The organism is Polaribacter aestuariivivens, from assembly GCF_005885675.1.
Classification (GTDB): Bacteria; Bacteroidota; Bacteroidia; order Flavobacteriales; family Flavobacteriaceae; genus Polaribacter; species Polaribacter aestuariivivens.
In genome coordinates, this window is the sequence record NZ_VANR01000003.1 from 356,442 (window position 1) to 378,447 (window position 22,006).

Genomic DNA, 22,006 nt, shown 5'->3' on the forward strand with positions numbered 1-22,006 from the left:
AGTAAAAGAGACAAATAATATCGAAAATATAAATAATGAATTCAAAACATTTTTTAAAAGCATTTTCTTGTAAAAGTTATTATTTACTTTTTCTTTCACTTTTTATATCTCAAAATTTACTTTTCTCTCAAGATTTGGTAGATGCAGAAACTCCTTCAAATGCAAAACCCAATGGTTTAAACCTTGAAGGAGATTGGAAAATGACTTTTAGTGACGAATTTAATGATACAGAAGTAGATTCTTCCAAATGGTTTATTTTAAATAGCTCTAGAAGTAGAGCTGCTAGACCAGGTTTGGGTATCAATCAATGGTTTTGGAGACCAAAAAACGTTTTAGAAGATGCTGGAAACCTTATTTTAAAAGTAGAAAAATACAATGCTACAACTATGACTTGTGGCTCTATAAATTCTAACAACAGATTCGAAAAAGCTTTTGGTTACTATGAAACGAGAATAAAAATTGCACAGGCAGATAAAGGAACTCATACTGCTTTTTGGTTTCAAGGAGACAATATGGGTAATGTAGATGGTACAGCAAGAGATGGTGCAGAAATAGATGTTTTTGAGTCTGCTTGGACAGGAGATTATACTAAATCTGTAATTCATATAGATGGTTATGGAGCAAGTCATCAAGCCAACACAAAACAGTATAGCACACCAGGTATTCATGAAGGTTTTCACACTTTTGGATTGTTATGGACTCCAGATTTTTTAAAAATATATTATGATGGAGAACTAAAAATTACCTATTCAGATCCAAAATGGGTGCCACAAGTACCAGAATATATTTGGTTGTCTGATGGAGCTAGCTTTGGATTTTCTGGTGATAACTTTACAAGAGAACCTATTGGTTTTATAACTCAAGCCTACGTAGATTATGTCAGAGTTTGGGAATTGGATGATTATTCTTGCCTTTCACCAGACAGAGAACTAGAAAGTTTAACTTTTTCTAACGAGGCAGATACAACTGCAGAAATTGTAAGTAACGCAGCAGCATCAAATGGAAAACAAGTTCGGTTAGAGGCAAATAAAGTTGGTGACGAAATTATCTTTAAAAACATTTGCCATTCGCAAGCAGGTTATTATAAATACGAATTATCTGGTTTAACATACAATACATTTGGTAAGTACAAAGCATCTATAGAAGTGGCAGAAAATATTTGGCAGCCTTTTGATCAGGTAATAGATTTTTACACAGAAAATCCTTCTCAAGTTTCACAAATTTTTGGTGCTATTTATTTAGAAGCAGGTTCTTATAACATAAAATTTACTGCAGTTGGTAAAAATGAAAATTCAACAGGTTATTGGGGTGTTTTCGACAAATTATCATTGCAGTCTAGTGCTAATTATGATGATACTTTGTTGTCAAACATCAATTCTGAAATTCTTTGGACAGGTGAGGCAGAAGATGCAACGTATACAGGAGCAAACGCTTTACAAAACTGCAATAATGCATCAAATGGAAAATATATTAATTTAAACCAAGTTCAAACTAAAAATTTAAAGTTCACTAATGTCGATGTTAGTGAAACAGGAACTTATTTACTAAAGGTTAATTACATTTCTGGAGACAATAGAAATGCTATAGTTTATGTAAATGGAGCACTTTTAGCCAATGTTTCGTTTCAAAAATCTGGAGTTTGGTGTCATGATGGAGGAGAAATGGCAGATTATTACACTTCTGTAAATTTAAATGCTGGTACAAATACTATTGCATTCTTTAAAGGTGATGGAAATATGCCTATTTTCGATAAAATTTCCATTTTAAATGCACCACCTGATAACGATAGAGATGGTATTCCTGATGCATATGATATTGATGACGACAATGATACTATCGTAGATTTGGCAGACAATTGTATCAATATTCCAAATACAGATCAAAAAGATTCAAACGGAAATGGAGTAGGAAATGCTTGTGGAGTAAACGCACTGAGTATTGATTCTTTTGATCAAAATAATTCACTGCTTATTTATCCAAATCCTACAAAGGGAAAAATCACTATTAATAAAAAAAGCGAAAAAAATCTACTTCGTCTTGAAATATTTGGTGTAACAGGAAAAAAAGTTGATACACAAATTTTAGAAACTAAAATTTCAACAATATCACTTCCTTTAGGTTTATTTGAAGGGATTTATATTTTTAAGTTTAGTAGTTATAACAAAGTGTTTTTTAGAAAAGTGATGTTAACAAAGTAAAAATCTTTTTAAAAATAAAAGATACACAAGTCAATTTAGCCATATATATTTTTAGAATAAAACAATCAATTTAAATAAGAACGCAATGAGCATCAAAAAAATAGTAATCCTTTGTTTGGTTTTAGTTTCTATAGCATCTTGTAAATCAGTAAATAAAAATAAAGAAGTTGGTAGTAATGAATCCAAAGATTCTTCATCGCAACCAAATGTAATTGTAATTTTGATAGATGATGCAGGCTATGTAGATTTTGGCTTTATGGGAAGTGAAGATTTACAAACACCAAACATAGATAAATTAGCACACAGTGGAGTTAAATTTACAGATGCACACGTTAGTGCAACAGTTTGTGCACCTTCTAGAGCAGGTTTAATTACAGGTAAATATCAGCAACGATTTGGTTTTGAAGCAAATGGAACTGCTGGTATTGGTTTAAGTGATGATGTGGTTACTGTAGCAGATGTCTTCAAAAAAAACGGATACAATACATATTCTTTAGGAAAATGGCATTTAGGAGAAGATAATTCTGACCATCCAAACCAAAGAGGTTTCGATAATTTTTATGGTTTCATTGCTGGGAGTCGTTCTTATTTTCCGATCAAAAATCCATCAAAAGAAAAAATGTTACAAAACAATGGAGAACGTGTGGTTTTTGAAGGATACATGACAGATGTTTTAGGAAATCAATCTGTAAAATATATCGAAGAATCTAAAGATAAACCATTTTTTATGTATTTAGCATACAATGCTGTACATACGCCAATGCATGCAAAAAAAGAAGACTTAGAAAAATTTAAAGATCATCCAAGAAAAGTATTAGCAGCCATGACTTGGTCTTTAGATGAAAATGTAGGAAAGTTAATGGATAAGTTAGAAGATTTAGGGATAAAAGATAATACTATAGTTTATTTTTTAAGTGACAATGGAGGAGCTCATAACAACGATTCAAAAACAGGAGAACTAAAAGGTTGGAAAGGAAATAAATTTGAAGGAGGTCATAGAGTTCCTTTTATTATGAGCTGGCCAAATAAAATTAAAGGAAATAAAACTTTTAATGGCTTAACGTCTTCTTTAGATATTTTTGCAACATCTATAGCAGCAGCAAATATTGATCAAGAAAATTTACAGTTAGATGGTGAAAATCTTGTACCTTATTTAACTGACGAAAAAATGGGAGACCCTCATGAAAGTTTATTTTGGAAAAAATTAGAAGTTTCTGCTGCAAGAATTGGAGACTATAAAATGATAACTTTAAACAATTATGGCTCAGTTTTATATAATTTAAAAGACGATTTGGGTGAAACCAACAATCTTTTTTCTATTGAGCCTAATATGGTTGATACACTACAAACAAACTATAAAAATTGGAAAAAAACATTGATGAATCCATTATGGGATGAAGGTAAAGATTGGTTAAAAGTTTCTAATCATGTACATCAAAGTTTAATGGAAAATAAAGAAGCTGCTTTTAAAGATATTTGGAACCCAGCTTTTAAAAAAGCAAAATAATCTATATTTTTAGTTTAAAAGAATTCTTGATAATATCAAGAATAATCATTTTCTTCAAATAACGATGTTGTTATAATAATCATTTTAAAAAAGCAATTAAATAAAATTGTTATTACATATTTAAATAAATCTGTTTACACCATTGATGTATTCTATAATTACAGTTATGTTTTTAGATAAAAAAATAAATAAACCTGTATATAAATTTATTTATATAAAGTCTTTATTTAAAAAAACTAAAAACAATATCACTTTAAAATAGTTTTGTACAATAATGTACATTTTTTATTATTCCAAATAATTTTTAACTCAAATCTCAGTACTAAAGCCACCTTTCAATAATTATTCAAAGTGTATTTATAAAATTTTAACAAAAAAATAATATAAATAATAAAGGTTTAATTATAAAAATGTGTTCAAAAGAACCAATAAAAAGTGTTTTTGTTGATGTTTTTAGTTGTTTTATCCATTTTTTGACCTCAGGTAAATATTAACTTGCAATCTATAATATCATATTGTGTTGCAAATTCGACATATTTTGAATTAACTATAAAGAATAACGTAAAAAAAGTTAGTTTTTTTTACAAAAAAAATAAAATAAACATATAAACTAAAATTTTTGTTTTAAACTTTAAATTAAACAACCAAACGTCAAATCAAATAATAAAATATGAAGAATACAAAACATTTAATTGTCCTATTTATCTTATTTGCTCAAACAGCTTTTTCGCAAATTACAGTAAAAGGTACAGTAAAGGATCCAGAAGGAAATCTTCTGCCAGGAGCAAGTGTTTTAGAGAAAGGAACTACAAATGGATTTTCTACGAATTTTGATGGAGAATATGTTCTAAGAGTAGCCAATAAACAATCTGTTTTAATATTCAGTTATCTTGGATACAAACAATTAGAGGTAGCTGTTAAAGACCAAACAGAAATCAACGTAACTTTAGAAGAAGACGATAACCAATTAGGAGAAATCGTATTAGTTGGTTTTGGTAAGCAAAAGAAAGAAAGTTTAGTAAGTTCTATTACTACAATTAATCCTTCAGAATTACAAGCTCCTACGAGTAACCTTACTACAATGATGGCTGGTAGAGTTGCTGGTATGATTGCATTTCAACGAAGTGGAGAACCTGGAGCAAATAATTCAGACTTTTTTATTAGAGGTCTTGGTTCTTTTGGTTCAGGAAAAGTAAATCCATTAATACTTATTGATGGTATTGAATCTACTCAAACAGATATGGCGCGTTTACAGCCAGATGATATTGAATCTTTCTCTGTATTAAAAGATGCAGCAGCATCTGCAATTTATGGAGCACGTGGTGCAAATGGGGTAGTGTTAATTTCTACAAAATCAGGTAAAATCGGTGCTGCTAAATTTGATGTTAGAATAGAAAATAGATTTTCTTCTAATACTGATAATTTTAAGTTAGCTGATAATATTACTTATATGCGATTAGCAAATGAAGCTAATTTAACAAGAGATCCTTTGTCTCAACTACCATATTCACAAAATAAAATTGAGAGAACAGCAGCTGGTGATAATCCACTTTTATATCCAAATAATAATTGGATTGATCAGTTAATCAAAGAATATACTTGGAACCAAGCATTTAACATTAGTGCAAGTGGTGGTGCAGAAAGAGCAAGATATTATGTGGCAGGTACTTTTAATATTGATAATGGTTTAATTAGAGAAAACAATTTAAACGGAGTAAGCAATAATATTAAACTTTACAATTATTCTTTAAGGAGTAATATAAACCTACAACTTACGCCTACAACGGAAGCTATAGTTAGGTTGTATGGACAATTTGATGATTATACTGGACCAATAGGTGGTGGACAAAGAGTTTTTAATACAGCATTATACTCAAACCCAGTATTATTTCCTGCAATATATCCAAAAGAACTTTTACCGTTCACTACACACCCATTATTTGGTGGTGCAGAAACAAGACCGGGAAGTGGTGTTTTAGCTTTAAATCCATATGCAGAAGCAACAAGTGGATTTCAAAATTATAAAAATTCAACCTTGCAAGTACAATTAGAATTTAAGCAAGAGTTAGATATGCTAACAGAAGGTTTAAGTGCAAGAGCAATGGGGTATATTAGAAGGTTTCAATTTTTTGATGTTCGTAGAGGTTTTAATCCTTTCTACTATTCTTCAAGAAGAAACCCAGAAAATGGTGAAATTATTTTAAATGTAATAAACGACGGTAGCGAAGGTGCTATTGGAGGTATAAATGGTGCAGGAACTGAATTTTTAGATTATCAACCAGGAGTAAAGAATTTAGACTCTAGAATATATTTAGAAACAGCATTAAACTATAACCGTACTTTTAATGATGTACATAACATTTCTGGTATGTTAATTAATTTAATTTCTAGTTACCAAACAGGTAATGCAGGTACATTACAAGCATCTTTACCTTCAAGAAATCATGGTTTATCTGGAAGGTTTACTTATGACTATGACACAAGATATTTATTCGAATTTAATTTTGGGTACAATGGTTCAGAGCGTTTTGCATCAGGTAAACGTTATGGTTTCTTTCCATCTTTTGGATTAGCATATAGAATTTCAAACGAAAAGTTTTTCGAACCTTACAAAGAAACAGTTACAGATTTAAAACTTAGAGCAACCTTTGGTACTGTAGGTAATGACGAAATTGGTGCTGCAACAGATCGTTTCTTTTATTTATCTGATGTAAATCTTAACAACGGAACATATGGAGCAACTTTTGGTGAAGAGTTTGGTTTTTCAAGACCTGGAGTTTCAACTAGAAGATATGCAAACCCAAATATTACTTGGGAAAAATCACAACAATTAAACATTGGTGTAGATGTAGGATTGTATAAATCTTTAACTGTAAATGCAGATTATTTTAAACAAGTAAGATCTAATATTTTACAAGCAAGAGCAGATGTAGGTTCTACTTTAGGTTTGCAAGCAACACCTGCTACTAACTTTGGTAAAGCAGAAAGCGAAGGTTTTGAACTTTCTTTAGATTACAATAAGCAATTTGGTAGAGATTGGTGGACAAGCTTACGAGCAAACATGACATACTCTACAAGTAAAATATTACAAAACGCAGAAATAGATTATCCAGATGAGTTATCTTATTTAAAAAGAAAAGGAAACTCAATCTCGCAAACTTATGGGTTAATTGCAGAACGCTTATTTATTGATGATGAAGAAGTTGCAAACTCACCAACACAGTTTGGAGAAGTTAGAGGTGGAGATATTAAATATAGAGACGTAAATGGCGATGGTGTAATTAGTAACTCTGATAGAGTACCAATTGGTTTACCACAAGTTCCAGAATTAATTTACGGATTTGGAGGAACTGTAGGATATAAAAATTTCGATTTAAGTTTATTTTTCCAAGGTTCAGGTCGTTCAAGCTTCTTTATTAATCCATCACTGATACAGCCGTTTTTTATCAATGGTCGTTCAGAAAGTGGATTGTTAAAAGCAATTGCAGATAGTCACTGGTCTGAAGATAATAGAGATATTTATGCTTTCTGGCCTAGATTAAGTACAAATCAAGAAGTTAATAATAATCAAACATCAACTTGGTGGATGCGAAATGGATCTTTTTTAAGACTAAAAAACATAGAATTTGGCTACAATCCACCAGAAAAAATATATAAGAAACTAGGATTAAAAAATTTACGTGTATATGCAAGTGCTATCAACGTAGCTGTTTGGAGCTCATTTGATTTATGGGATCCAGAACAAGGAGCAAATGGATTAGGATATCCAATTCAAGGAGTTTATAATTTTGGATTAACAGCTAGATTTTAAAAAAAATGATTAATATTAAAAAAAATAATAACATGACTTTGTATTTTAAAAATAATAAAGCAATTATATTGTTGTTAACCTTATTTTTTGGTTTACAATCTTGTGAAAGCCACTTAGACGTTGTGCCAGATAATGCACCAACAATAGATAATGCCTTTACGCTAAGAAATGAAGCAGAAAAATATTTATTTACTTGTTATTCGTATATTCCAAAAAACGGAGATATAAACTACAATATTGCAATGCTTTCAGGTGATGAAGTTTGGAAAAACAATGTTGCATTTCCAAATATGCCAAGTTATTTAATTGCTACAGGAAACCAAGTAGCTGGAAATCCATACCAAAATGTTTGGGACGGAACAAGAGGTGGTGGTGGAGCTAATAATAATTATGATATTTTTGATGGTATCAGACACTGTAATATCTTTATAGAAAACGTTAGTAATGAAAACAATGTAAGAGATTTAGATGCTTCAGAAAGAGAACGTTGGATAGCAGAAGCTCAATTTTTAAAAGCTTATTATCATTATTATTTATTAAGAATGTATGGTCCAATTCCTATCATTGATAAAAACATTCCAATTGAAGCTTCTACAGAAGAGTTAAATGTTTTTAGAGAGCCTTTTGACGATTGTGTTACCTACATTTCAGACCTTTTAGATCAAGCAGCAGAAAAATTACCAGAATCTATTCAAGATCGTACAAACGAATTAGGTAGAATTACAAAACCGATAGCTTTAGGTATTAAAGCAAAACTGTTAACAATGGCTGCAAGTCCATTGTTTAATGGAAATCCAGATTATGCTGGTTTCGTTGATAAAAAAGGAAGACAGTTAATTAGTACTACAGCAGATCCAGAAAAATGGAGAAAAGCGGCAGATGCAGCTTTAGCGGCAATTCAATCAGCAGAAAATGTTGGAAGCAGCTTGTATTATTTTCCACAAAATCAATTTAACTTATCAGATACTACTCTAACAAAACTAAGTGTTAGACAAGCAGTTACAGAACGCTGGAATCCAGAAATCATATGGTCAAATCCTAATAGTGGTACAGTCGCATTACAATATTATTGTATGGTTCCATTAAGTCCAGATTATACACATACATTAGCTCAAAAAATACTTTCACCTCCATTAAAAATTGCAAAAATGTTTCACACTAGAAATGGTGTGCCAATTAATGAAGATAAAACGTTAGTTTTTGATAATGATACCGACTTAAGAATAGGAGATGAAAGTCATCGTTATAATATTTTAGAAGGATATAGAACAGCAAGACTTAACTTTGATAGAGAACCACGTTTTTATGCAAACTTAGGTTTTGATGGAAGTACATTTTATAAAGCAGATAGTCCATCATTATCAGATGAAGATACTTGGGTAATTCGTTCAAAACTAAACGATTATTCAGGTAGTAACGCTGGAGTTTTATACAATGTAACTGGTTATTATTTAAAAAAATTAGTTGATTGGAGAATGTCAAATACAACAGGTAACCCATATAGAACTTATGGATGGCCAGAATTAAGATTGGCAGATTTGTATTTATTATATGCAGAAGCATTAAATGAAGCAGAAGGACCAACAGCAGATGTATTAAGATATACAGATTTAGTTAGAAAAAGAGCTGGTCTAGAAGGTGTAGCAACATCTTGGACAAACTTTTCTTTAAATCCTTCTAAATACACAAGTAAAGAAGGTATGAGAGAAATTTTACATCGTGAAAGACTAATTGAATTAGCTTTTGAAGGAAATCGCTTTTGGGATTTAAGACGCTGGAAAGAAGCAGGAGAAGAGTTAAATAAACCTATTCAAGCCTGGAACTTTAACGGAATAACTGAAGTAGAATATTATCAAATATTAACTTTAGAACAACAAAGATTTGTTGCTCCTAGAGATTACTTGTGGCCAATTTCCGAAAATACTTTATTACAAAATCCAAACTTGGTACAAAACCCAGGTTGGTAAAAACGAATAAAAACTAATAATTATGAAAAATTTAATTTTAAAACGACTATTTATTGTTGTATGTATTACAACAATAATTGCATCTTGTTCTCAAGATGATAATACAAACGAGCCATTGTTTGTAGATGGAAGTGTACCAGAGCAAGTTTCTAACATTACAGTTATAAACGAAGCAGGAAAATCTACAGTTAAGTACTCTTTACCAAAAGATAAAAACTTGCTTTACATCAAAGCAACGTATACTATTGATAATGGTACAAAAATGGAAGTAAAATCTTCTTATTATAAAAACAGCCTAATTTTAGATGGTTTTGCTGGAGCTGGTGAACGTGAAGTAGAACTTGTTTCTGTAAGTAGAAGTGAAATAGAATCAGAGCCAGTTAAAATAACTATAAACCCCGAAGAATCTCCAATTTTTGATGTTTTTAAAAGTTTAAAAATTGGTCCTGATTTTGGAGGATTATTTGTTGAAGCAGACAATCCAAAAAGAAAAGAATTAGCCATTTTAGTAATGCAAAAAGATGACAATGGAGATTGGGTTACTACTGGAAACAGTATCTATACTTCTACAAATGATATTTTTAGAACAGTAAGAGGTTTAGATACTATTAATTACGATTTTGCTTTAACAATTCGTGATAGATTTTTAAATACAACAGATACGCTTTTTCAAACAATAAAGCCAATTTATGAAACTGAAATTCCAAGATCTCAATATGCAGGTTATCCTTTACCAGGAGATGCTCCTACGAATGATTTTGGTTTTGGTTTGGATAGAATGTTTGACAACAATTTTATTGGTTGGCCAAGAATTTATATAACAGACGCAGCACCACCAGCACCACATTCATTTACTATAGATTTAGGTGCAGAGGTTAAAATTAGTCGTGTAAAAATTTGGGATTATCCGCAAGGAACAGCAGCAGGTTATTTTTATTATTGGCAATTTAACATGCGCAAATTTGAAATCTGGGGTTCAAATAACCCAAATCCTGATGGTACTTATGATAGCTGGAATAAACTTGGAGATTATGAAGTGATAAAACCTTCAGGTTTACCATTAACACAACAAAGTGCAGAAGATTTAGAATTTGCACAAGATGGTTTCAATTGGCCAATTCCAATTACAGCTCCAAAATACAGGTATATAAGAATAAAAAATCTTGAAAACTGGTCTGGAGGAGGACGTTTAGCAATTGCTGAAATGAGAGTTTACGGTGATCCTAGATAACAATAAAATTAAATCGATTTATATCATGAATAATAAATTAAAGAACATATCCTTTTTATTTTTAATCGGATTAATACTTGCAGGTTTTAGTGCATGTACCCTAGATGAAGACGATTACAAAAAATACACAGAAGGTGGTGAAATTTCATACGCTGGAAAATTAGACTCTGTGAGTGTTTTTTCTGGTAAAAACAGAATACAGTTAAATGCAATGCTTAGTACAGATCCTCTTGTAACTTCCTATAGAGTTTACTGGGGAAATAGAAGAGATAGTGTTGTTATACCAGTAAATCCAGATCAAATAGCAACCAAAATAAGTCAAATTATTCCTGGTTTAGAAGAGAATACGTACAATTTTGAAATTAGATCTTTTGACGATTTAGGAAATAGTTCTATTCCTGTATTTACTTCAGGTAAAGTTTACGGTGATCGTTATATAGCTACTTTAATAAATAGGCCTTTGGTAAAAAAAGATTTGCAAGTTTCCTCTAATTCTGCAGTTGTAGAATTTGCACCTGTTGATTTAACTTCCGGAATTATTGAATCTGAATTAGAATATACAGACAATAATAATGTAACAAAATCATTTACAATTGCTGCAGATGATACAGATGAATTAATATTAGAAAACTTTGATGAAGGAAACACTTTTAGATACAGAACTTCTTTCAAACCAGATTCCACAAGTATTGATATCTTCTATACAGATTATAGTGTAATAGAAGCAATTGTACCAATTACAGAAGCACCATACTTTAAAAATGCAGTTAAGCCGTTTAAGGTTGGAGAGTTTAGTGGTGTGCGTTATGGAACTCCTGAAGATTGGATTCATAATGAAGGCGCTTTAAACCATAATGGTTATGGAGTTTATGATAGTAATCGTGGAGGAGGTATTTTTAATTTGGTAAGTGGTTATGGAGAGCCAAAATTAGTTAACGCAAAAGTATATCAAAAAATGCGTTTAAAACCTGGTACTTATACTTATTCAGTAATTACAGAAGGTAATAACTATGATGGAGTAAGAGATCAAGTATATGCAACAGTTGCTTTGGGTGGAACTTTACCAGATGTAAAAGAGGTTGAAACATCAACTAACACACTAGGTTTTTCTAGAATTTCTGGACCACCAAATACTTATACTATACAGTTTACGTTAACTGATGATTTAACAGACATAGCTATAGGTTTAGCTGCCACAAATGGAATAAATCCAAATGATCCAGATGCTGAACCAACTAATATTAATAGATATATGACATTTACTTCTTTTACTTTAAAAAAGAATTAAGAATATATAGGTATTAATTTATCTATTAAAAAGTGATTTTTTTAGTAGTATATTTTTCACAAATCATGTGTTTATGTACTACTAAAAAAATCACTTTTCTTTTTTATCATTTTTGATACTTCTAGGTAATAAGTATCATAAATATATTTTTTTAGTATTTTTTTTAAAAAAATACTTTTTTTAATACATCTAGAATGTCAATTCAGCAAAAAAGTCCATATAACCTTAAGTATTGTCTATTTATGTGATTTTGTTTTAAGTTAAATTTAACAAAACAATTAAATATTAATAAGATGATAAAAAAAATTACACTTTCGCTATTTATTTTTAGTTCTTTTCTAGTTCATAGTCAATACATGGTTAATGATTTTGAGTCCGGAGCAAGTCTAATATCTTCAACCAATTTCAATGCAAATATAGTTGCGAACCCTTCAAAAACAGGATTAAATACTTCAAATAATTGTCTTGAAGTAGGAAGAACAGCAGCTGTAGAATGGTGGAGATTTTTTAAATTGGACATAAATCCAGATTTATTAATATCTTCAACAGAAAAAAAGTTTGTAAGCGTCATGGTTAATTATGCAGTTGAACCTGATTTAGGAATTAGGTTTAATGCTAGTAGCGATACTAATAATGGAACAGATAATGGAATAGTAAGGGCACTAAATACCTATGATGATAGCTCTCCTAACACTTGGCAAGAAATTGTTTTTGAATTAAAAAGTGTTGGTAATCCAGCAACTTCTGCTCACGAATTTACATCGGGTACACTCTTTAGTTTTATTTTTCATCCAGATATGGGCTTCAACAATTCGGGTAAAGGTAAAGTATTACTAACCCCAAATGTTGCATATATAGATGAAGTACGTATTTTAGATTATAATCCTTTAGCAACTACAACAAATAATTGGGTTGGAGCTTCGTCAGATATTACTTCTCCATCAAACTGGAGTTTGGGCTTGCCAACTGCTTCAACTTCTTTGGTAATTCCTTCAGGAGTAACTCAACCAGTAATACCTGCAGCTTCAAATCTTACCCTACAAAATTTAGATATTAAAGATGGAGCTTCTTTAAAAATTGAATCTGGAGCTTCCTTAATAGTTACTGGAAATTCATCAGGTAATTTAGAATACGAAAGAACCTTACCAAAAGATCCAGGTTTAACAAATGCTTGGGCAACCATATCTTCACCAGTAAGTAATGTAGATATAAGTACTTTACAAACAGATGGTGTTTTTGCTGAAAACGGTTCAAATTTAGGTTTAGCAACATATAACCAAACTTCACAGTCTTGGGATTATTTTAGCAATGTAACAGGTGCAAATACAGGTATAACACTAACAGCAGGTAAGGGTTATATTGCTAAATTAAACAACGCTTTAGTTGGTAACACATTACCTTTTGTAGGAACTTATACTACAGGAAATGTTGAAACTGATATCAGTATAGTAGGTGGCAACAAATTTAACTATGTTGGTAATCCTTTTACTTCATATATAAATTTAGGAACATTTTTTACAGATAACGCAGCTACAGATAGATTAGATGAACAAACTATTTGGATTTGGGATGAAAATAAAAATGGTGTAAATATGGGTGGTTACGTTCAGAAAATGGCAGGTGTAGATGCCGCTTTTGAAATTGCTCCTGGTCAAGGTTTCTTTGTTAGCTCTGGAACAGCAGCCTCAAATAAAGTAGTTTTTAATGCAGCAAATCAAAGTCATCAAACAGATACATTTTTAAAAGCTCCTACAACAAGAACAGAAATTAGTTTAATAGTTTCTCAAGATAATTTAATTAGTAAAACCCAACTATATTATATTGATGGTGCTACAACAGGTTTTGATAATGGTTTTGATGGTTCTATGTTTACTGGTATAGCATCTGATTTAGCAGTATATACAGAGTTAATTTCTAACAACAATGGAAGAAAAATAGGAGTACAGTCTCTACCAAATTCAGATCTAGCTTCTATGATTGTTCCTTTTGGTATAAAGGCTGTTGCCGGAAAAGAAATTAGTATTTCTGCAACTTCTTTAAATTTACCAGAAACTATAAAGGTAATTTTAGAGGATAGACAAGAAAATACCTTTACAAATTTAAATGAAGGTGATTTTAAAATTATTCTAAAAGAAGATCTAAATGGTTCAGGAAGATTCTTTGTTCATACAACTTCAAACGTTTTATCAACAGATAAAAACACTTTAGTTGACGCAAATGTGTATCAAAAAAATAATGAAACACTAAAAGTTACAGGTTTAGATAATGTGAACGGTTCAGTTTTTATGTATAATGTTTTGGGTAAAGAAGTATTAAGAAAAACATTTAATTCGTCAATTAGTTCAGAAATTTCACTTCCAAGATTAGCAAAAGGAATTTACATTGTAAAACTGGAGACTGAAAAAGGTGATTTAAGCAAAAAAATAATTATAGAATAAAATTCAAACTAAAGTTCAACAAGATGAAAAAAAATATAGATAATAAAAAAGAAATTACTCGTAAAGATGCATTAAAAAAGATAGGCAGTTACGGTAAATATGCAGCATTAACAGCTTTAGGTACTTATATGATTTTAAATCCACAAAAATCTCAAGCACAAAGTCCAGAGGCTCCTGGAACAGGCTTTTAAAAGCTTAAGTTTGTTAATTTTAAAAACTCCAACTGAAAAGTTGGAGTTTTTTTATAAAGTTTATATTCTTGAGAGAATATATATTAAAATGTACACTTGTTTTAAATGGTTCTAATAATATCTCATTACAATATGAGTATATATTATAAGTCCTGTTTTAAGTCTGTTGAAAAGATACAAAAACAATAAAAATGAAGCTATTTTTAATAAATAATTTTGTTTTTAAGCAAAATAAATATAAATACCAATCACAATTACACATATAGCAATTCCAGCTTGTTTAGTGTGTTTCCAAGGAGTAATATCTACTTGTTTTGTGTATTCCTGCACAAATGCTTCTTTTCTTGGAGCTATTTTCCCTATAATTAACATAATTAAAACGTTTAAAACGAATAATATAGCCATTACATCTAAAAAGTGAGGATATGCTTGAGCTTCAATTAAGGCAAGTTCAGCAGCATCAGTAATATTAGCTTCGGCAGCAGCATCTAGAGCATTGTTTACAAAATACGGTTGTAAGAAAAACTGACTTACTATATATAACAAACAACCTGTTACTAAACCAATTTTTGCTGCAATGGCAGGAACTCTTTTTGTTAAATATCCAACCACAATAATAGTTAAAATAGGAATACTGTAAATTCCATTTATTTCTTGTAAGTAATCAAATAAACTACCAGCATTCGCAATTAATGGAGCAATAAACATAGAAGCTATAGCTAAAATAACACCAAATGTTTTTCCGTATTTTACAACAGTTTTTTCTTCTGCGTCTTTATTAATGTGTTGCTTATAAACATCAATACCAAATAATGTAACAGAACTGTTTAAAACACTATTAAATGAACTTAAAATAGCGCCAAATAATACTGCTGCAAAAAAACCAACCCAAGCAGTAGGTAATACCTTTTTTACTAACATTGGATAAGCACTATCTGCAGATTCTAAATTTCCTTGAAAAATATGAAATGCAATTAAACCAGGTAAAACAACGATAATAGGTCCTAGTATTTTAATAAAAGATGCTAATAATAATCCTTTTTGACCTTCTTTTAAATCTTTTGCGGCCAAAGCTCTTTGGATAATTTGTTGGTTTGTACCCCAATAAAATAACTGCACCAACATCATTCCAGTAAATATAGTATAAAAAGGTACAGGGTCTGTTGGACCACCCATAGATTTAAATTTTTCAGGATTTTCTGTAGTTAAAATAGATAAACCATCTAATAAATTTCCATCACCAATCATTAATAATCCAAAAATTGGAATTAAAATACCTCCAATTAATAAACCAATAGCGTTTATAGAATCTGAAACAGCAACAGCTTTTAAACCACCAAAAACAGCATAAATGGAACCTATGATTCCAATACCCCAAACACAAATCCATATAGATTCTGTGTGAGTAACTCCTAACAGCTCAGGAACATCAAACATACCACTGATTGCTAAAGAACCAGAATATAAAATTACAGGTAACAACACAACAACATACCCTGTTAAAAATAAAACAGATGTTAACGTTTTTGTGGTTACATCAAATCTTTCCGCTAAAAATCCAGGAACGGTTGTTAAACCTCCTTTTAAGTATTTTGGTAATAAAAACATTGCTGTAACTACCATTGCCACAGCTGCTAAAGTTTCCCAAACCATTACAGATAAACCGCTCTGATATGAAGAACCGTTTAAACCAACAATTTGTTCTGTAGATAAATTAGTTAATAATAAGGATCCAGCAATGACTCCTGCAGTTAAACTTCTTCCTCCTAAAAAGTATCCATCAGAAGATGATTCCTCGGTATTTCTTGTCTTAAAATAAGAGATAATTGCTACTAATGCTGTAAATCCTATAAATGTTAAAAATTGCATGGTTAATTGTTTTTGTTTAATAAAGCGCCTAAATATACACTAGAATTATTAGAAGATGCAATTTTTAATAAAAAAAAGTCCTTTAAAAAATTTAAAGGACTCTTGTACTTAAAATGTAAATCGTGCACAAAACTCTCAAAAGAGGAGAGCTTTATATCGAGTGAGTTGTTAATTAATTCCTAATATGACAGACTTTGTAGTCATAAGATATATCTTAATACTTTCTAAAATAAATTAAGTAAAGTCTTATTTTTTCTGAAATTTCTTACTGAAAAGTAGAAATAAGAAACCACATAATAACCAAGCAGGTAGAGTTACAAATGACAAGAAAACATCAAATTGTACAGAAATAAAATAAAATAATCCAAAACTAATAGCCCAAGCAAAAAGGACTGCATTATTTATTTTTATTCCTGCTATTTCTGCGTAATTTTTTTGAATTCCAAATTTCTTTGCAAAGAAATGCTCAAACACGATAATAGCACCAAAAGGAGCTAAAATAAAACCATAAAGAGCAACAAAACCTAGTAATTTCATAGCGAAAGCAGGGAATAAGCCAGCAATGGTAGCAACAGAACCTGCCAAAACAGTAACTTTTGCAGTAGATAGTTTTGGTAAAATAGCTTGAAATGCTAATCCTGCTCTATAAATGGTAGGATTTGCAGTAGTCCAACCTGCTAAAACCACAGCAATAATTCCGAAAACACCAATAGCATTGTAAGCCATTGGTCCAGGAGCAACAGGTGGTGCATTTCCATCATTTAAAAAAGACAATGCTTCTGGAGATTTTAAATAAACAGCATACAAAAGTGCAGCAGCTATCCAAGCCATGTAATGACCAACATACATTCCAGCTGCAGTTGCCCAACCTGCTTTTGCTTCTTTTGCGAAACGAAATACAGATAAGTCTGACATACCAATATGCATAGCACCATTCGCAAACCAAGACCAAATGACAACATGCCAAAAAGTAAATTTTGTTTGTCCAGGAAAAGGTTCTCCACCTTCACCCCAAATTGCCCAAAATTTTGAAAAACTATCTACGCCTAATTGATTTAAAGCCACAATTCCACAAGCAATAAAAGCTAAAACTATAAATGGAGACATCCAGTTTGCGGCTTTGGTTACAGTATCATATCCTCTTGCAGCGATAATAGAAATTACGGCTCCAATGGCCATTACAATAATAATCCATGTCATTCCATTTGGTAGTGTATCGTCTAATTTTGGCATTGGCATATCAAAAGGAATACCTACAGCTGTAGCAGAAACTGTTATCATAGAACCTGCTAAAAAACAAAATAAAATCCCGTTAGCTAAATTATAACCAGTAACTAATTTTTTACCACAAATTTTTTCTAATTGAAAATATAAAGTCAATCTATTTTTAACCGCAATTTCTGCTGTTAAAAAACGCCAACTTAAAACTGCCAATAAGTTTCCAAATAATAACCCAACTATTAAATCGAAAGCACTAACGCCAGCTGTTAGAAAAAGTGGACCAATCATAAATTCTGTACCAGCAGCGTGTTCTCCTGCATACATTCCAATGAAACTTTTCCAGCCTTTCAATTTGGATTTTGGAACAGGTTCTCTTTCAAATTCACCACCAGCGATTTCTTCTATATGCTCTGATTCTATGCTTACTTGACTCATAAAGGTTGATTTTTGATTAGTTATATTAAGTGATTTGGAAAATCTTCTACGCGCTCACAGCAAATTTGTTCCATTACTTGTTGTAGTTCTGTTTTAATTAAAGATATTGTATGGTCTCCTCCTTTATTTCCCAAAGCAGCTACACCATACATAAAAGAACGTCCCATAAATGTAAATTTTGCTCCAGAAGCTAGAGATCTTGCAACATCAACACCAGAACGAATTCCACTATCCATCATTACTTCGATTTGATCGCCATATTTTTCTGATATAGAAGCTAATGGTTTTATGGTAGATTCTCCTGCATCTAATTGTCTTCCTCCGTGATTAGAAACAATAATTCCGTCTAAACCTAAACGTATTGCCTGTTCTGCATCGTAATGAGAAGCTACACCTTTTAGTACAATTTTACCTTTCCACATATCACGAATTGGTTTGATTTTTTCTTCATTTAAACGTCCAGAAAAAGTCTGATCCATAAATTTACCCAATTGTTTTAAATCTAAATTTTTAGGCATATATGGTAACAAGTTTGCAAAATTTGGGATACCATGTTTTAAAGTTTGTAAACTCCAATGAGGTCTTCCAAAAGCTTGTAAAATATTACTTACATTCATTTTTGGAGGCATTGCCAACCCATTTCTTATATCTCTTGGTCTAAAACCAAAACTTGGAACATCACATAAAATAACTAAAACAGGACATTCTGCAGCTTCAGCTCTTTTAATAATATCGTCTCTTAAACGATCTTCAGTTGGATGATATAATTGAAACCAAGCTTTACCTTCGGTTAATTCTGAAGCTCTTTCGATACTTGTTGTAGTAACTGTACTTAAAATAAACGGAATGTTGTGTTTAAATGCAGCTTTTGCTAAAATTTCTGGTGAATTTGGCCACATCAATCCTTGTAAACCAACAGGAGCTATCCCAAAAGGGGCATCATATTCAATACCAAATAATTTTGTTTTGGTGGATGAACCTCCATGATTTCTTAAATAATTTGGCTTTAATTGTACTTCTCTTAATTCTGATGTATTTCTATGTAAATTTACATCTTCATTGCAACCACCATCTAAATATTCAAAAGCAAATTTTGGAATTTTCTTTTTAGCTTTATTTCTAAGGTCATCTACAGATGGATAACGTGTATCTATTTTTATTGCCATGATTTTTATTTGATAATAAAAGGAACGTGTTTTTTTAACGCATAATTCTTTTTTAAGAATTTAGAGTTTAGTTTAGAATCAGAAATTGCTATTGCTGCTCCTAAAGCAGAACCTAAAGAAGCTTTTGTTGTTCTCAATTTCATACCTCTTAGGTAGTGAGATAATAGTTTTATATACAAATCATTATCGGTAAAACCGCCATCAACATACAAGCGATCTATTTCTTGTGTGTCTGCTATTCTTTTAATGCTTAGTACTTGTAATTTAGCTAACTCTATCATTAATTGATGATATGCATGTTCAAAAGTATTATAAGAATAAGATGTTTTTTTAGGCATGTTTTTATCAGAAAAAGATTTCCAACGGAAACAATATTGAAATTCTTTTATAATTTCAAAATAAGCATCGTATTCAAATTTTACTGTTTTATGATAATCTTCATCTACATTAAATTTTTTGGCTAATTCTGCTACTTGTAATTTGTATTCATTTCCTAAAAATAGTCTTGAAGATTTTACTGGTTTTCCATTAATTCGCATATAATTTATACAACCTGCTTCTGTCTCTTCATTCGTTAATGGAACATCAGAAAAAGGATTCAATGCAATAGACCAAGTTCCTGTAGACACCAAAACAAATGGTTTTTTTACGCTTCTCACATAAGGAAGTAGAGCAGAGGAGCTATCATGAATGCCCACACCAATTTTTACTCTTTTACCATTGTAATTCATGTTTACACTAGTTTCTGTAGAAACAATTGGAGGTAAAATTTTGTGTATTTCTTCTTTATAAACCCAACTATGATAATCTTTTTCTTCATAATTCCATAAAGACGTATGACAACCAATACTGGTATATTCACTAAAAGGAATTCCAGTAAAAATAAAACTTAAGTATTGTGGTAAATGCAACGAATATTTTATTTTTTTAAATATTTCTGGCTTGGTATGTTTAATCCAATACAATTGCATTCCAGAATTTAAAAGTCCAGATTTTGGTGAGCCTGTAGTTCTTGTTAATTCTAATTCTGGACCGTATTTTTCGTAGAAATTATCTACTAAATTTGAGTCAATTTCTTTGGTATAATTATAAAGAGGTGTTAAAGGATTTCCATCTTCATCTAAATGCACGAAACTTGCACCATAAGTGGAAAAATTTATAGCTTTTATGATGTATTTATCATGATGTAATATTCTTTCAAACAGTTCTTTTAACCATGTTTGTAACGCCGCTAAATTTTCTGTAGGATAGCCGTCTTCATCTTTTATCTCTTCAAAAGAGGCATATTCTCTGTATACTTCTTTGTATTTTTTATCAAAAAGAAAAAACTTTTTATTTGTTTTTCCAATATCGAAAACGGCAGTTACTTTTTGTTTCATGTTTGCTTTTTTACAATCCTGTTGCTACTGTATTTTTTCCTCTTTCCTTAATTAAAGCCTCTCTTACAGCTAAATTTCTATAGCTTTGTAATGGATTAATTGCACCACCGGTTTTTAATCTAGCAGCTGCTAATAAAGGTCTAACGTCTGTTCTAAAGGCACCTTGCAAAATTTCTTGACACTTTACAACATCATTTTCTAATTGCGCAGTTCTTAGAGCATCTTGATCTACCAATAATGCTTTAGCATATGCTTCTTGAATGGCTTCTAAAGACTGTATCAAATCTTCTAAAGGATCTTTTACATTGTGACTTGCATCTATCATCCAAGCTAAATCTGGATTTTGAGGATTATTTTCCATTCCATACACTAATTCATTAAAAATCAAGAATAAGGCATAAGGCTTAATACTACCCACAGTTAAATCGTCATCACCATACTTGCTGTCGTTAAAATGAAAACCACCTAGTTTGCCTTTTAATTGTAAAATGGCAACAATTTGCTCGATATTACTATTTGGTAAATGATGTCCTAAATCAACCAAAGTAAATGCTTTATCTCCACAACCATTTGCCAACATTAGAGAAACTCCCCAATCTTGAATTACAGTCGAATAAAAATTTGGTTCATAAGGTTTGTATTCGATTAACATTTTCCAATCATCTGGCAAACCTTTATAAATTTCCTGTAAGCTATTTTGAGTGTTTTGAAAAGCTGTTTGAAAATTATTTTGCCCTGGAAAACAAGAACCATCTGCCAACCAAACTGTTAAGCTTTTAGAGCCTAATTGATTTCCAATATTTATAACATCTATATTATGTTGAATAGCTTGGTCTCTAACTGCTTTGCTTGTATTGCTTAAAGAGCCGTATTTATAACTTTCTTCTGCATTTTTTTGATCTTGAAAAGTGTTAGAGTTTACTGAATCGAATTTGATGTTTAAACTATCTGCTTGTTGTTTAATAGCTCTATAATCTGAAGGAATATCCCATGGAATATGCAAAGAAACAGCGCCAGCAGTTTGTGTTAACGAGTGAAGAATACCAACATCATCTATTTTTTGTTCTAAGGTTGATGGTTCTCCATAAAATGAAAAACGTCCAAAACGAGTTCCTCCAGCACCTAAAGCCCAACTTGGAATTGCTACTTGAAATTCTGATAATTTAGATATGATAGTATCTACATTATATCCTTGAGAAGTTAGAGAGTTTGCTAAAAAGTTATAGCTGTTATTTTGAGAAGAAAGACTTTTCTTATTATCATCTTCTATATGTTGTTTTGTTAATTTCATAATTTAGTTTTAAA

At 30.9% G+C, this 22,006-nt stretch carries 13 protein-coding genes; 8 read left to right on the top strand and 5 right to left on the bottom strand.

Annotated elements, in window-relative coordinates; translation table 11 throughout:
• The first annotated feature begins 35 nt into the window (after nucleotides 1-35).
• From FDT66_RS07520 to FDT66_RS14015, 8 genes are all read left to right on the top strand, one after another.
• The gene (locus FDT66_RS07520) at nucleotides 36-2,198 is read left to right on the top strand and encodes a family 16 glycosylhydrolase (protein WP_138535554.1); all 2,163 of its coding nucleotides are present in this window, start codon (nucleotides 36-38) and stop codon (nucleotides 2,196-2,198) included.
• Between the two features lie 85 nt (nucleotides 2,199-2,283).
• Nucleotides 2,284-3,705, top strand: a complete 1,422-nt coding sequence (locus tag FDT66_RS07525; RefSeq protein WP_138535555.1) for a sulfatase-like hydrolase/transferase — start codon at nucleotides 2,284-2,286, stop codon at nucleotides 3,703-3,705.
• 670 nt (nucleotides 3,706-4,375) lie between these two features.
• A complete protein-coding gene (locus tag FDT66_RS07530; protein ID WP_138535556.1) occupies nucleotides 4,376-7,516 on the top strand; it encodes a SusC/RagA family TonB-linked outer membrane protein in 3,141 nt (1,046 codons plus the stop codon).
• A 5-nt stretch (nucleotides 7,517-7,521) separates the two neighbouring features.
• The gene (locus FDT66_RS07535) at nucleotides 7,522-9,483 is read left to right on the top strand and encodes a RagB/SusD family nutrient uptake outer membrane protein (protein WP_246034786.1); all 1,962 of its coding nucleotides are present in this window, start codon (nucleotides 7,522-7,524) and stop codon (nucleotides 9,481-9,483) included.
• Nucleotides 9,484-9,505: 22 nt separating this feature from the next.
• The gene (locus FDT66_RS07540; RefSeq protein WP_138535557.1) at nucleotides 9,506-10,714 is read left to right on the top strand and encodes a DUF5000 domain-containing lipoprotein; all 1,209 of its coding nucleotides are present in this window, start codon (nucleotides 9,506-9,508) and stop codon (nucleotides 10,712-10,714) included.
• Between the two features lie 25 nt (nucleotides 10,715-10,739).
• Nucleotides 10,740-12,002, top strand: a complete 1,263-nt coding sequence (locus tag FDT66_RS07545; RefSeq protein WP_138535558.1) for a DUF4998 domain-containing protein — start codon at nucleotides 10,740-10,742, stop codon at nucleotides 12,000-12,002.
• A 293-nt stretch (nucleotides 12,003-12,295) separates the two neighbouring features.
• Nucleotides 12,296-14,440, top strand: a complete 2,145-nt coding sequence (locus tag FDT66_RS07550; protein ID WP_138535559.1) for a T9SS type A sorting domain-containing protein — start codon at nucleotides 12,296-12,298, stop codon at nucleotides 14,438-14,440.
• Between the two features lie 23 nt (nucleotides 14,441-14,463).
• The gene (locus FDT66_RS14015; RefSeq protein WP_171032340.1) at nucleotides 14,464-14,631 is read left to right on the top strand and encodes a hypothetical protein; all 168 of its coding nucleotides are present in this window, start codon (nucleotides 14,464-14,466) and stop codon (nucleotides 14,629-14,631) included.
• Nucleotides 14,632-14,853: 222 nt separating this feature from the next.
• Here FDT66_RS14015 and FDT66_RS07555 read toward each other — a convergent pair whose 3' ends face one another.
• From FDT66_RS07555 to FDT66_RS07575, 5 genes are all read right to left on the bottom strand, one after another.
• Nucleotides 14,854-16,500: a solute:sodium symporter family transporter gene (locus FDT66_RS07555; protein ID WP_138535560.1), complete on the bottom strand. Its 1,647-nt coding sequence runs from the start codon at nucleotides 16,498-16,500 to the stop codon at nucleotides 14,854-14,856.
• Between the two features lie 246 nt (nucleotides 16,501-16,746).
• Nucleotides 16,747-18,156: a purine-cytosine permease family protein gene (locus tag FDT66_RS07560; RefSeq protein WP_138535561.1), complete on the bottom strand. Its 1,410-nt coding sequence runs from the start codon at nucleotides 18,154-18,156 to the stop codon at nucleotides 16,747-16,749.
• A 20-nt stretch (nucleotides 18,157-18,176) separates the two neighbouring features.
• The gene (locus FDT66_RS07565; protein ID WP_138535562.1) at nucleotides 18,177-19,322 is read right to left on the bottom strand and encodes an alpha-hydroxy acid oxidase; all 1,146 of its coding nucleotides are present in this window, start codon (nucleotides 19,320-19,322) and stop codon (nucleotides 18,177-18,179) included.
• Nucleotides 19,323-19,327: 5 nt separating this feature from the next.
• On the bottom strand, nucleotides 19,328-20,701 hold the full coding sequence (locus FDT66_RS07570; protein WP_138535563.1) for an FGGY-family carbohydrate kinase: 1,374 nt from the start codon (nucleotides 20,699-20,701) through the stop codon (nucleotides 19,328-19,330).
• A 10-nt stretch (nucleotides 20,702-20,711) separates the two neighbouring features.
• Nucleotides 20,712-21,992 carry a sugar isomerase gene (locus FDT66_RS07575; RefSeq protein ID WP_138535564.1) on the bottom strand — a complete coding sequence of 427 codons (1,281 nt, stop codon included), beginning with the start codon at nucleotides 21,990-21,992 and terminating at the stop codon, nucleotides 20,712-20,714.
• Nucleotides 21,993-22,006 lie beyond the last annotated feature (14 nt).

Coding starts and splice junctions, on each gene's coding strand:
- FDT66_RS07520 (WP_138535554.1), top strand. CDS start 36: ATGAATTCAAAACATTTTTTAAAAGCATTTTCTTGTAAAAGTTATTAT.
- FDT66_RS07525 (WP_138535555.1), top strand. CDS start 2,284: ATGAGCATCAAAAAAATAGTAATCCTTTGTTTGGTTTTAGTTTCTATA.
- FDT66_RS07530 (WP_138535556.1), top strand. CDS start 4,376: ATGAAGAATACAAAACATTTAATTGTCCTATTTATCTTATTTGCTCAA.
- FDT66_RS07535 (WP_246034786.1), top strand. CDS start 7,522: ATGATTAATATTAAAAAAAATAATAACATGACTTTGTATTTTAAAAAT.
- FDT66_RS07540 (WP_138535557.1), top strand. CDS start 9,506: ATGAAAAATTTAATTTTAAAACGACTATTTATTGTTGTATGTATTACA.
- FDT66_RS07545 (WP_138535558.1), top strand. CDS start 10,740: ATGAATAATAAATTAAAGAACATATCCTTTTTATTTTTAATCGGATTA.
- FDT66_RS07550 (WP_138535559.1), top strand. CDS start 12,296: ATGATAAAAAAAATTACACTTTCGCTATTTATTTTTAGTTCTTTTCTA.
- FDT66_RS14015 (WP_171032340.1), top strand. CDS start 14,464: ATGAAAAAAAATATAGATAATAAAAAAGAAATTACTCGTAAAGATGCA.
- FDT66_RS07555 (WP_138535560.1), bottom strand. CDS start 16,500: ATGCAATTTTTAACATTTATAGGATTTACAGCATTAGTAGCAATTATC.
- FDT66_RS07560 (WP_138535561.1), bottom strand. CDS start 18,156: ATGAGTCAAGTAAGCATAGAATCAGAGCATATAGAAGAAATCGCTGGT.
- FDT66_RS07565 (WP_138535562.1), bottom strand. CDS start 19,322: ATGGCAATAAAAATAGATACACGTTATCCATCTGTAGATGACCTTAGA.
- FDT66_RS07570 (WP_138535563.1), bottom strand. CDS start 20,701: ATGAAACAAAAAGTAACTGCCGTTTTCGATATTGGAAAAACAAATAAA.
- FDT66_RS07575 (WP_138535564.1), bottom strand. CDS start 21,992: ATGAAATTAACAAAACAACATATAGAAGATGATAATAAGAAAAGTCTT.